This window comes from Mesorhizobium sp. WSM4850 (genome assembly GCF_055811735.1).
In genome coordinates this window covers 73,357-84,544 of the sequence record NZ_JBVVPV010000018.1, presented here as the reverse complement: position 1 = coordinate 84,544, position 11,188 = coordinate 73,357, and the positions used below count along the sequence as shown (strand labels likewise).

General features: G+C 62.5%; 12 protein-coding genes. 9 read left to right on the top strand and 3 right to left on the bottom strand.

Annotation, left to right across the window (positions count from 1 at the left end; genetic code table 11):
• The first annotated feature begins 50 nt into the window (after nucleotides 1-50).
• The 4 genes from pgeF to AC0L2Z_RS18585 all read left to right on the top strand — a co-directional run bounded on the left by pgeF (nucleotide 51) and on the right by AC0L2Z_RS18585 (nucleotide 3,775).
• Complete coding sequence (pgeF, locus tag AC0L2Z_RS18600) at nucleotides 51-845, top strand: peptidoglycan editing factor PgeF (RefSeq protein ID WP_473628968.1); 795 nt, start codon at nucleotides 51-53, stop codon at nucleotides 843-845.
• Nucleotides 845-1,996: a M24 family metallopeptidase gene (locus AC0L2Z_RS18595; RefSeq protein ID WP_023799888.1), complete on the top strand. Its 1,152-nt coding sequence runs from the start codon at nucleotides 845-847 to the stop codon at nucleotides 1,994-1,996. Before pgeF ends, AC0L2Z_RS18595 begins: the two co-directional genes overlap by 1 nt.
• Nucleotides 1,997-2,050: 54 nt before the next feature.
• Entirely contained in the window at nucleotides 2,051-2,674 is a 624-nt protein-coding gene (locus tag AC0L2Z_RS18590) for a hypothetical protein (RefSeq protein ID WP_473535073.1), read from the top strand.
• Between the two features lie 165 nt (nucleotides 2,675-2,839).
• A complete protein-coding gene (locus AC0L2Z_RS18585; protein ID WP_023799890.1) occupies nucleotides 2,840-3,775 on the top strand; it encodes a ribose-phosphate pyrophosphokinase in 936 nt (311 codons plus the stop codon).
• Between the two features lie 85 nt (nucleotides 3,776-3,860).
• Here the strand turns inward: AC0L2Z_RS18585 and AC0L2Z_RS18580 are convergent, their stop codons facing one another.
• The gene (locus tag AC0L2Z_RS18580; protein WP_473532587.1) at nucleotides 3,861-4,727 is read right to left on the bottom strand and encodes an AraC family transcriptional regulator; all 867 of its coding nucleotides are present in this window, start codon (nucleotides 4,725-4,727) and stop codon (nucleotides 3,861-3,863) included.
• 131 nt (nucleotides 4,728-4,858) lie between these two features.
• Between AC0L2Z_RS18580 and AC0L2Z_RS18575 the strand changes: the two genes are divergently transcribed.
• Nucleotides 4,859-6,109 (top strand): MFS transporter, encoded by a 1,251-nt coding sequence (locus AC0L2Z_RS18575; RefSeq protein WP_287180827.1) that lies wholly within the window; start codon nucleotides 4,859-4,861, stop codon nucleotides 6,107-6,109.
• A 79-nt stretch (nucleotides 6,110-6,188) separates the two neighbouring features.
• Here AC0L2Z_RS18575 and AC0L2Z_RS18570 read toward each other — a convergent pair whose 3' ends face one another.
• Together AC0L2Z_RS18570 and AC0L2Z_RS18565 are read right to left on the bottom strand one after the other, a co-directional pair.
• On the bottom strand, nucleotides 6,189-6,614 hold the full coding sequence (locus AC0L2Z_RS18570) for a TetR/AcrR family transcriptional regulator C-terminal domain-containing protein (protein ID WP_473628967.1): 426 nt from the start codon (nucleotides 6,612-6,614) through the stop codon (nucleotides 6,189-6,191).
• Nucleotides 6,615-6,859: 245 nt separating this feature from the next.
• Nucleotides 6,860-7,537, bottom strand: coding sequence for an ArsR/SmtB family transcription factor (locus AC0L2Z_RS18565; protein WP_473628966.1), 678 nt, complete (start codon nucleotides 7,535-7,537; stop codon nucleotides 6,860-6,862).
• Nucleotides 7,538-7,642: 105 nt separating this feature from the next.
• Between AC0L2Z_RS18565 and AC0L2Z_RS18560 the strand changes: the two genes are divergently transcribed.
• The 4 genes from AC0L2Z_RS18560 to ychF all read left to right on the top strand — a co-directional run bounded on the left by AC0L2Z_RS18560 (nucleotide 7,643) and on the right by ychF (nucleotide 11,063).
• Entirely contained in the window at nucleotides 7,643-8,371 is a 729-nt protein-coding gene (locus AC0L2Z_RS18560; protein ID WP_473628965.1) for a DUF2938 family protein, read from the top strand.
• A gap of 101 nt (nucleotides 8,372-8,472) precedes the next feature.
• On the top strand, nucleotides 8,473-9,114 hold the full coding sequence (locus AC0L2Z_RS18555) for a 50S ribosomal protein L25/general stress protein Ctc (RefSeq protein WP_023799895.1): 642 nt from the start codon (nucleotides 8,473-8,475) through the stop codon (nucleotides 9,112-9,114).
• A 22-nt stretch (nucleotides 9,115-9,136) separates the two neighbouring features.
• Complete coding sequence (gene pth / locus AC0L2Z_RS18550; RefSeq protein ID WP_128169725.1) at nucleotides 9,137-9,862, top strand: aminoacyl-tRNA hydrolase; 726 nt, start codon at nucleotides 9,137-9,139, stop codon at nucleotides 9,860-9,862.
• A 97-nt stretch (nucleotides 9,863-9,959) separates the two neighbouring features.
• Nucleotides 9,960-11,063, top strand: a complete 1,104-nt coding sequence (ychF, locus tag AC0L2Z_RS18545) for a redox-regulated ATPase YchF (RefSeq protein ID WP_091598417.1) — start codon at nucleotides 9,960-9,962, stop codon at nucleotides 11,061-11,063.
• The last annotated feature ends 125 nt before the right edge of the window (nucleotides 11,064-11,188 follow it).

Below are 11,188 nucleotides of genomic sequence, written 5' to 3'. Positions count from 1 at the left end.
TCTTTCGACTGTCGCTTGACGAAATCGCTCTCACGGACAACAACGCAGCCATGCTGAATCAGACCAAACCGGATCCCGTTCGGTCGCCCTTGCTGGAGAAAGCGCGGGCGCAAGGCATTCGCCACGGCTATTTCACCCGCGTCGGCGGCGTCTCCAGCGGCATCTATCAGGGCCTCAACATCGGCACCGGCTCGAGCGACGACCAGACGCAGGTCGCCGAGAACCGCCGCCGCGTCGCCGACTGGATGGGCGTGCCATCAAGCCGTCTGTTGACCGCCCACCAGATCCATTCGCCCGATGTCGTCATCGCCAGGGAGCCCTTTCCCGGCGAGCGGCCGAAGGCCGACGCCGTCGTCACCGACCGGCCGGGGATTGCGGTGGGCGCCTCGACGGCCGATTGCGGACCGGTGCTGTTCGCCGATGCCGAGGCGCGAATCGTCGGCGCAGCCCATGCCGGCTGGAAGGGCGCCTTGTCAGGCGTGCTGGAAAACACCATTGCGGCGATGGAAAGCCTCGGCGCCCGGCGCGAGCGCATCGTTGCGGTGCTCGGTCCGTCCATCGGCCCGGAAAACTATGAAGTCGGCCCGGAATTCATCGCTCGTTTCATCGAGGCCGATGTCGACAATATCAGCTATTTCGCGCCATCGGCGAAGCCGGGACATGCAATGTTCGACCTCAACCGCTATACGGTCGATCGGCTGACCCGGGCCGGCGTCACCGCCGATGGGCTCGGCCGCTGCACCTACGCCGAGGAGGATCTGTTCTATTCCTACCGGCGCAGCACCCATCGCAAGGAGCCGGATTACGGGCGGCAGATTTCGGCAATCGTTTTGGAGACAGAATAATGGCGCTGCATTTCGAACGGTCGGAATTTGACGCGCGGCGCGATCGGCTGATGATCGAGATCGCCGAGAAGAAGCTCGATGCCGTCCTTTTGTTTGCGCAGGAGAGCATGTACTGGCTGACCGGCTACGATACGTTCGGCTTCTGCTTCTTCCAGTGCCTGGTGGTGAAGGCGGACGGCTCGATGATCCTGCTCACGCGCTCGGCCGATCTGCGCCAGGCGCGCCACACCTCGATCATCGACAACATCGTGCTGTGGACCGACCGCGACGGCGCCAATCCGGCGATCGACCTGCGCAATTTGCTCAACGACCTCGACCTGCTCGGCGCCCGCATCGGCGTCGAATACGACACCCACGGCCTGACCGCCTACAATGGCCGGCGCCTGGACGAGCAATTGCAGACCTTTGGCCAGATCGCCGACGCGTCCGGCATCATCAGCCGGCTGCGCCTGTTCAAGAGCCCGGCCGAGATCGCCAAGGTGGAAAAGGCCGCAAATCTCGCCGACGACGCTCTGGACGCGGCCCTGCCGCTGATCAAGCAGGGTGGCGACGAAGCCTTGATCCTCGCCGCCATGCAGGGCGCGATCTTTGCCGGCGGCGGCGACTATCCGGCCAACGAGTTCATCATCGGCTCTGGCGTGGACGCACTGCTTTGCCGATACAAGGCTGGCCGCCGCAAGCTGAGCAAGAACGACCAGTTGACGCTCGAATGGGCCGGCGTCTTCCACCATTACCATGCGGCGATGATGCGCACCGTGCTGACCGGCAAGGTGTCGAAACGTCACCAGGAGCTGTTCGATGCTGCGCGCGCCGCACTTCTGGCGGTCGAAAAGGCGATGACGCCCGGAAATACCTTCGGCGACGTGTTCGACGCGCATGCCCGCACGCTCGAAACCCACAATTTGACCAAGCACCGGCTCAACGCCTGCGGCTATTCGCTCGGCGCCCGCTTCACCCCATCATGGATGGACATGCCGATGTTCTATCAGGGCAATCCCGAACCGATCGCGCCGAACATGACGCTGTTCGCCCATATGATCATCATGGACTCCGAAACCGAGACGGCAATGACGCTTGGCCGCACCTATCTGACGACTGAATCGCAGCCGAAGCCGCTGTCCCGCCATGATCTCGACTTGATTGTGCAATGAATCCATAATGGTAAGAATGCAAGAGGCGTTCATCGCCAGGGAGTTTTGAGGCAAATGAGGCGATCGCATGCGACGACCGTGTCATTGCTCGCGGCGCTGGCGCTGGCCGCCTGCACCAACGCGAAGGACGTTCTCGAACCCTCGGCCATCGCCCCGCAGTCGACACAGACCGTGCCAACGGCCGGAAGCGGCACGGCTGCAACACCCATCGCACCTGCGACCACCGCCCAGCCGTCCGCGACAACACAGCCTTCGGCCCCTGCGCAGCCCGCAACCGAGCTGCCGGCAAAAAGCGCCGCCGTCATCGCACGCACCCGTCTGCAGGTGGCGCCGATCGTCGGCGCCTCGGTGGAAGCCGCGACGCCATTGACCGCGCAGCTTCAGACGCGAGCCAAGCAGCGCGGCATCACCTTGGCAGGAAGCGCCGGCCAGACCCCGACGCACGTGCTGAAAGGCTATTTCTCGACGATGTCGGAAGGCAAGGATACCACCGTCATCTATGTCTGGGACGTCTATGACCCGGCAGGCAACCGGCTGCATCGCATCAACGGCCAGCAGAAGGCGGCCTCGGTCAATGGTGGCGAAGGCTGGGCTGCGGTCGCGCCGGAGACCATGCAGGCGATCGCCGACCAGACGATCGACCAGTTTGCCACATGGCTTGGCGGGCAAGCGGGCTGACGGCGGACTGACATGTTGCCGGCTTTCCTCGCCGTTCATGTTTATTGAGATTAGCCGGCGGATTCCGATCACGACGCTTGCAATACCGGCACGGGCCGCTAAAAGCCCCGACTAAGGGGCTCAAGAGAGTCTGCCAGAGTCTCCATCCTTCACCAGGAACGGTGCATGAAGCTTTTCGCGGGCAATTCCAACAGGGTGCTGGCCGAAGCGGTCGCCCGCTATCTCAACATCCCGCTGGGCAAAGCCAGCGTCAGGCGCTTCGCCGATCAGGAAATCTTCGTTGAGATCCAGGAGAATGTGCGTGGCGAGGATGTCTTCATCCTGCAGTCCACCTCGTTCCCGACCAACGATCACCTGATGGAACTGCTCATCATGATCGATGCCTTCATGCGCTCGTCGGCCAAGCGCATCACAGCGGTCATTCCCTATTTCGGCTATGCAAGGCAAGACCGCCGCGCCTCGGGCCGCACGCCGATCTCGGCCAAGCTGGTCGCCAACATGATCACGCGAGCCGGGGTCGATCGCGTCTTGACGCTGGATCTCCACGCCGGCCAGATCCAGGGCTTTTTCGACATCCCGACCGACAATCTGTTCTCGGTGCCGGTCATGGCCCGCGATGTGAAGGCGAAATACAAGCGCCTTGCCAATGTCATGGTCGTGTCGCCGGATGTCGGCGGCGTGGTCCGTGCCCGCGCGCTCGCCAAGCGCATCGACGCCCAGCTTGCCATTGTCGACAAGCGTCGCGAGCGCCCTGGCGAATCGGAAGTCATGAACGTCATCGGCGACGTGCGCGGCAAGGATTGCCTGCTGATCGACGACATCATCGATTCGGGCGGTACCTTGTGCAATGCGGCCGATGCGCTGCTTGCCGCCGGCGCCACCAGCGTCACCGCCTACACCACCCATGGCGTTCTGTCCGGCGGCGCCATCGCACGCATCGGCGCCTCGAAGCTGCAGGAACTGGTCATCACCGATTCCATCCAGCCGACCCAGGCGGTGCTCGACGCCAGCAACATCCGCGTCGTCTCCATCGCCGACCTGATGGGCGAGGCGATCTCGCGCACGGCGACCGAAGAGTCGGTGTCGAGTCTGTTCGACTGAAATCTGCCCGCGATACAGCGCCGCGCGTCCAGAGACGCGCAAAGGACGCTGTAGCACCTTGATTTTGCGCATGATCCTTTCGGGGTCATGCGCTTCCGTTCGACACCCTGATGTTGTCCCTTGAGCCGCGCATATAGCCGCGTGGCGACGCCCCCAGCATGCGCTTGAACATGGTGATGAAGGCCGGCACGCTGTCATAGCCGAGATCGAGCGCCACCCTTGTGATCGGCTCGCCGTCTGCCAGCCTCGGCAAGGCCGCGAACAGGCAGGCCTGCTGGCGCCATGTCGACAACGACAATCCGGTCTGGCGATGAAAGGCGCGGGTGAAGGAACGCCGGCTCATGCCGACGATATCGGCCCATTCGTCGATCGTCGCGTGCGGCGAGGGTGCTGCGACGAAGCGCCGGCACAGTGCCGCAAGCCTTGCATCCGAAGGAAAAGGCAGGCCGAGCGGCCGTTCCGGCAGGTTCGGGATTTCATGCAGCAGGAGGCTCATGATCAGCCCGCCGCGCCCCTCCAACTCGGCGCCCTGCGGCAGCTTTTCCGATTCCACGATCAGGCTGTGCATCAGATCGGTGATGCCGACGACGCGCAAGCCATCCGGCAGCCCGGCAATGGCGTCCGGCATCACATAGACCGAGCGCATGCTGACGTCGCCAAGCATCTCGACGGAATGCTCGGTCCCGGCAGGAATCCACATCGCATGATCGGGCGGCACCATCCAGCGCCCATGCCGCGTCGTCACCAGCACGACGCCGACAAGCGCATGCAGCAATTGACTGCGGCTGTGCCGGTGCTGCGGCACGTGGTAGCCGTCGGGAAATTCGGTCGGCAGGGCCACCGCCGGCCCGACGGCCTGCTCCAGCCATTGCCAGCGGCGCAGCAGCCCGAGATCGGTGAACTGGCCGAGATCGGTGTCGCCCGCTTTGAAGATTTCTTTGCCATGCGGCATTGGCTATTGGCCCACTCGCGAAACTATTGGACCAAACCACGAAAGAAGTCGCCCGGCAAGTAACTTATAAGGCAGCGGGGCCATAAGGGCCGCCTGCGGGAGCGTCCGCCAAAAAGACCATGGAGCCTGCGTTGACTGATACGACAGCCACCTCCGCCGCCACGCCGGCGACGGCCAGCCACACTTCGGCGCAAGCGACGGCCTTCACCGTCATCCTTGCGGTGAGCTTCTGCCATTGTGTCAACGACATCATGCAGTCGCTGCTGTCGGCCATCTATCCGCTGCTGAAGGACAATTACCGTCTCGATTTCTGGCAGATCGGCCTTTTGACCTTCACCTTCCAGGTGACGGCGTCATTGCTGCAGCCGCTGATCGGCATGGTCACCGACAAGCGGCCGATGCCCTATTCGCTGCCCTACGGCATGGCGTCCTCGCTGATCGGCCTGATCGTGCTGGCCTATGCCGGACACTATTGGCTCCTGCTGATCGGCGCGTCGCTGATCGGCATTGGCTCGGCGATCTTCCACCCGGAATCCTCGCGCATCGCCCGCTTCGCCTCGGGCGGCAGGTTCGGCCTGGCGCAATCGCTGTTCCAGGTCGGCGGCAATCTCGGCCAGGCCATCGGGCCGCTGCTCGCCGCCTTCATCGTCGTGCCGTTCGGCCAGACCAGCATTGCGTGGTTCGCAGCCGGATCGCTGATCGGCATCGTCGTGCTGTGGCGGGTCGGCGGCTGGTACAGCCGGCTGCGCGCCTCGCTCGCCAACCGCAAGGCGGCAGGCTTCGTTTCGCCCTTCCCGCGCCGCAAGGTGATGAGCGCGCTGGCGGTGCTGACCTTGCTGGTGCTGACAAAAAACGCCTATGTTGCCAGCCTCGCCAGTTACTACACCTTCTACGCCATCGATAAATTCGGCGTTTCGGTGCAGATGTCGCAGGTCATGCTGTTCCTGTTCCTCGGCGCCTCGGCGCTGGGCATCCTGCTCGGTGGCCCGTTCGGCGACCGCTACGGACAGAAGCCGATGATCTGGTTCTCGATCGTCGGCGTGCTCCCCTTTACGCTGGCCCTGCCCTACGCCAATTTCGAATGGACCATGATCCTGACCGTGCTGATCGGCCTGATCCTGTCCTCGGCCTTCTCGAACATCGTCGTCTTCGCCCAGGAACTGGTGCCCGGCCGCGTCGGCATGATCGCCGGCATCTTCTTCGGCTTCGCCTTCGGCATGGGCGGCATCGCAGCCGCCGTGCTCGGCGTCGTCGCCGACCTGAAAGGCATCGACTTCGTCTTTCAGGTCTGCTCGTATTTGCCGCTGCTCGGGCTGCTGACGGTTTTTTTGCCGAACATGAAGGAGGCGAGGAAGCTCGAGGAAGAGCCCACGATCGAGTGAGGTTGAGTTGGATTTCGGCCTTAAGCCACGCTTCCAACTCACCCAACGCATGAGAACAGGCACAGATCGATTTTTGCCATCACGTGCCGCAAAGCTTTTTAAATGCACTGATCGCGGCAACCACTCTTGAATGGACATCCCTGTCTGAAGGAACCGACAGAGCGTGAATGGCCCGCCGGATCTGCAGATCACCAATCAGCAGGTTCAAGAACCAATCGGCCGCCATCCGCGCAGATGGCGCGGCCAGCGCACTGCTCTCCAAGCCGCGCTGGATCAATTTCTCGATCAGCGGAAATACAGAATCGCGCCCGGCTGCGGCAATCGTCGCACCCAATTCGTCACCTTCGTCAGATGCAGCCGCGCGGTTCAGGGAAATTGCCCGCTCGCCAAGCAACATCGAAAGCAGGACCGGAGCAACATCTTCCAGGGTTGCCAGGGGATCGGCCTCGTCCCTGATTGCCTCATCCAGTGCCGCCTTCGTCGCCCTTGCATTGTTTTCGACCATCGTCTTGAACAGCCCCTCTTGTCGCCATACCAGCGGTAGAGGGTTTCGTTTGACGCCTTTACCTCTTTGGCTATGCCAAGCATGGAAGTCCCGCCGTAGCCTTTCTCCTTGAGAAGCTTGTAGGCTGCCCGCTCGATCTGTGCCCGACGCGCAGCCTTGGTGGCCGGCTTCGGTCTGGCGAGATTGTGACCGGGAGTGCCCAGCGATACTCGGGCGTGCCCCGGCGACGCCGGCTTCGGCTTCTGTCAGCCGCTTTCGTAGTTCATGCCGTCGACATCAAGGTCTGAGGCCAGCCACTCGGGAAAGCCACCTTCGAACCGACGTGATGCCCAGCCTCGCGCCCTCAGGATTGCCAGCGCGTCGGCAGAGAGAACGCACTGGACACCACGACAATAGGCGACGATGACCTTCTCTCGTGGAAGCTCCGCAAGTCGTTCTTCCAGCTCACCCGCGGGAATGTTGATCGCACCCGGCAAATGCGCGGCCGCGTATTCCTCTTGCGGCCGGACGTCGAGCAGCACGATTTCGTCGTCCCGTATGCGGCGCACCAGTTCCTCGCGCGAGATGTTCTCCAGCCTGTCCGGCCGGCTCATTGTGTCATCGATAAGCTCGCGGATTTGCTCGCGCCTGTGGTTCGCAAGGCTGCGCAGGGCCCCAAGCACGTTTTCGATCGGACCATCGGCCAGACGATAAAGCACGCGTTTCCCGTCTCGCCGGGTCTGCACCAAGCCGGCCCGCTTGAGCTGTTGAAGATGCTGCGACGTGTTGGCCAAGGCGATCCCGGAAAGTTGCGTCAGGTGCTCCACGGCCACTTCGCCGTCGGCAATGTGGCGCAGAAGAACCAGCCGGTGTGCATGCCCCAGCGTGCGGGCGAGATCGGCTATCTCGTCAAAGATCGGATGATGGACATCTGCGTTTTTCATATCGCATGGTACAATCAATCAAACGATCAATCAATACATTGAATGTCTTATTTCAACTGGCTAGTGTCCGGACGCCCAAGACAGGAGCATGGACCAGACAGGAGCATGGAAATGAACGAGCAGTTGGAGTTCGTTGTCCGCGCAGCCGCGATTGGAACGGGGGCGACGGCGGTGATGGATCTTTGGGGATTGTTTCTGAAACGAACGTTGGCGATTCCGCCGCTTGATTATGCCTGGGTCGGCCGCTGGATCGGCCACTTTCCGCGGGGACGTTTCGCGCATGCGAATATCGCGCAGGCTCCCCGAATTCGCGGCGAAACGCCGATTGGGTGGGTCGCGCATTACGCGATCGGCATCGTCTTTGCTGCATTGCTGATGGCAGTATGGGGCCTCGACTGGGCACGACACCCGACATTGCTTCCCGCCCTTGTTGTCGGCATGTCCACTGTCGTCGCCCCCGTTTTTCGTAATGCAGCCGGCCTTTGGCGCCGGAATTGCAGCCTCGAAAACGCCCAATCCGAGCACCGCGCGTCTGCGCGGCCTCATGACTCATCTGTCCTTCGGGGTCGGGCTGTATGCCGCTGCGTTGTTTTCCGCACACCTGTTCCCGATCTGATACCGGTCGATTGCGGTCGGCTTTCAGGACGCAACCCCAATATTCTTGAAAATGGAGAGCAAGCACGAAATTCAAAAGCGAGACACTGCCCACCCGCATTGGCCACCCGCCTTTGGCTTGCACCCCGCCCCACCTTCCGCTATAGAGCCGCCACCCGCGTAGACACCCTTGGAGGCAACGCGGCGGAAGGCTGTCCGGCCTCACGTGATCCCAAATAGATTTTGGACCAGATCATGTAAGGCCATGACGGCTTTCGACGTTTACGGCCCAGGCATCTCGCCGGCCGCGAACGCTCCAGAACAACGCGAAAGGAAATGCCATGAGCCAAGCTTCTTACGAGCTCAAGGCCGAAGCGCGCGAACAGGTCGGTAAGGGGTCCGCCCGTGCAGTTCGCCGCAACGGTAAAGTGCCTGCAGTAATCTACGGCGACAAGCAGCCTCCCCTGGCGATTGCGCTGACCTACAAGGACATCTACTACAAGATCCATGGCGGCGGGTTCCTGACCACGATCGCCACGATCGATGTCGACGGCAAGAAGATCCAGGTCCTGCCGAAGGACTACCAGCTCGACCCGGTCAAGGATTTTCCGGTCCATGTCGACTTCCTGCGCATCGGCAAGGACACCGAAGTCAATGTCGACGTGCCGGTCCACTTCATCAACGAGGACAAGTCGCCCGGCATCAAGCGCGGCGGCGTGCTCAACATCGTGCGTCACGAGGTCGAGTTCCACTGCCCGGCCAATGCGATCCCGGAATTCATCACCGTCGATCTCACCGGCACCGATATCGGCGATTCGATCCACATCTCGGCGGTCAAGCTACCGGCCGGCGTCAAGCCGGTGATCTCCGACCGCGACTTCACCGTCGCGACCATAGCCGGCTCCGCGGCGATGAAGCCGGAGGCTGAAGAGACGGTCGAAGCGGCTGAACCCGAAGCGGCTCCTGCCGACGAAGAGAAGTAATCCTTTCCGCCCGGAGGTGACGATGCTGCTGTTTGCAGGCCTCGGCAATCCGGGCGCGAAATACGCTGACAACCGGCACAATGTCGGCTTCATGGCGGCGGACGCAATCGCCCGCCGCCATTCCTTTTCGCCCTGGTCGAAAAAGTTCCAGGGCCTGGTCGCCGAAGGCACGCTTGCCGGCGAGAAAATCATCCTGATCAAGCCGCAGACCTTCATGAACCTGTCCGGCCAGTCGGTCGGCGAGGCCCTGCGCTTTTACAAGCTCGACGCTTCGGCGCTGACCGTCTTTTATGACGAGATCGACCTTGCCGCCGGCAAGGTGCGGGTCAAGGTCGGCGGCGGTTCCGGTGGCCACAACGGTATCCGCTCGCTCGAGCAGCATGTCGGCAAGGATTTCCGCCGTGTGCGCATTGGCGTCAGCCACCCCGGCGTCAAGGAAATGGTGCATGGCCATGTGCTTGGCGATTTCGCCAAAAGCGACCGCGAGTGGCTGGACGTGCTGCTCGACACCATCGCCGACGATGCCGGACTGCTTGCCAAGGGCGACGACAATTCCTTCATGAATCGCGTGACGCTGGCCTTGCGCGACAAGCTCACGCCGACGGGCGACGACGACCGCCCGCCACCCAAGGCGCCGAAAGCACAAAGCCACGTTCGCCAGGCGCGGCCGCAGCAGCCGGCAGCCAAGCTGCCCGAAACCGGCCCGATGGCCGCCATGCTGAAGAAGCTGTTTGGCGGCAAGGATTGAGCCTAGCCACGGATCGGGGCTGCAGGGCTTGACGTTCGTCACCCCTTTCGCCCATAGCCCTCAACAAATTACGATTTCCCGATAGGACCGGATAAAAATGGGTTTCAAATGCGGCATCGTTGGTTTGCCCAACGTCGGCAAGTCGACGCTTTTCAACGCGCTGACCAGAACGGCGGCGGCGCAGGCCGCCAACTATCCGTTCTGCACCATCGAACCGAACACCGGCGAAGTGGCGGTGCCCGACCCGCGCCTGCAAAAAATCGCCGCGATCGGCAAGTCGAAGGAGATCATCCCGACCCGCATCTCGTTCGTCGACATCGCCGGCCTGGTGCGCGGCGCCTCGAAAGGCGAAGGGCTGGGCAACCAGTTCCTGGCCAATATCCGCGAGGTCGACGCCATCGTCCATGTGCTGCGCTGCTTCGAGGATGACGACATCACCCATGTCGAGGGCCGCATCGATCCCGTCGCCGACGCCGAAACCGTCGAGACCGAACTGATGCTCGCCGATCTCGACAGCCTCGAGCGCCGCATCGTGCAGTTCCGCAAGCGCGCTTCCGGCAAGGACAAGGAGGCGCTAACCGTGCTTCCGATGATGGAAGCCGCCCTTGAACTCCTGCAGGCCGGCAAGCCGGCCCGCATCCTGCTCAAAAATATCTCCGCGGAGGATCTGCGCATCCTGCAGGGGCTGAACCTGCTGACATCGCACCCGGTGCTCTATGTCTGCAATGTCGCCGAGGCCGATGCTGCCACCGGCAACGCACACACCAAAGCGGTCGAACAGATGGCTGCCGCGCAGGGCGCCCGCACCGTGGTGATTTCAGCGGCGATCGAGGCCGAGGTCGCGCAGCTTAGCGACGAAGAGGAAATGGAATTTTTGGCGACCCTGGGGCTCGACGAGCCCGGCCTAAACAAGGTCATCCGCGCCGGCTACGAGCTGTTGCAGCTCATCACCTATTTCACCGTCGGGCCGAAGGAGACGCGCGCCTGGACCGTGCACAAGGGCGCCAAGGCGCCGCAGGCTGCAGGCGTCATCCACACCGATTTCGAGCGCGGCTTCATCCGCGCCCAGACCATCGCCTACAACGACTTCGTCACGCTGGGCGGCGAAGTGGCGGCCAAGGAAGCCGGCAAGGCGCGCGACGAAGGCAAGGAGTATGTCGTCCAGGACGGCGACATCATGCTGTTCAAGTTCAACACCTGAGCTCACCGACGGCGCCTTCTTCCTTCTCTGGTGCCAAGCTGGAACACCCCTCATCCGACCTCGCTTCGCGAGGCCACCTTCTCCCACAAGGGGAGAAGGAAGAGGCTTCGCGGCTCCCTCCGGCG

Excerpts from the sequence above, each read along its gene's own strand:
- pgeF (WP_473628968.1), top strand. The coding sequence starts at position 51 with ATGCTGAATCAGACCAAACCGGATCCCGTTCGGTCGCCCTTGCTGGAG.
- AC0L2Z_RS18595 (WP_023799888.1), top strand. The coding sequence starts at position 845 with ATGGCGCTGCATTTCGAACGGTCGGAATTTGACGCGCGGCGCGATCGG.
- AC0L2Z_RS18590 (WP_473535073.1), top strand. The coding sequence starts at position 2,051 with ATGAGGCGATCGCATGCGACGACCGTGTCATTGCTCGCGGCGCTGGCG.
- AC0L2Z_RS18585 (WP_023799890.1), top strand. The coding sequence starts at position 2,840 with ATGAAGCTTTTCGCGGGCAATTCCAACAGGGTGCTGGCCGAAGCGGTC.
- AC0L2Z_RS18580 (WP_473532587.1), bottom strand. The coding sequence starts at position 4,727 with ATGCCGCATGGCAAAGAAATCTTCAAAGCGGGCGACACCGATCTCGGC.
- AC0L2Z_RS18570 (WP_473628967.1), bottom strand. The coding sequence starts at position 6,614 with ATGGTCGAAAACAATGCAAGGGCGACGAAGGCGGCACTGGATGAGGCA.
- AC0L2Z_RS18565 (WP_473628966.1), bottom strand. The coding sequence starts at position 7,537 with ATGAAAAACGCAGATGTCCATCATCCGATCTTTGACGAGATAGCCGAT.
- AC0L2Z_RS18560 (WP_473628965.1), top strand. The coding sequence starts at position 7,643 with ATGGAAATGAACGAGCAGTTGGAGTTCGTTGTCCGCGCAGCCGCGATT.
- AC0L2Z_RS18555 (WP_023799895.1), top strand. The coding sequence starts at position 8,473 with ATGAGCCAAGCTTCTTACGAGCTCAAGGCCGAAGCGCGCGAACAGGTC.
- pth (WP_128169725.1), top strand. The coding sequence starts at position 9,137 with ATGCTGCTGTTTGCAGGCCTCGGCAATCCGGGCGCGAAATACGCTGAC.
- ychF (WP_091598417.1), top strand. The coding sequence starts at position 9,960 with ATGGGTTTCAAATGCGGCATCGTTGGTTTGCCCAACGTCGGCAAGTCG.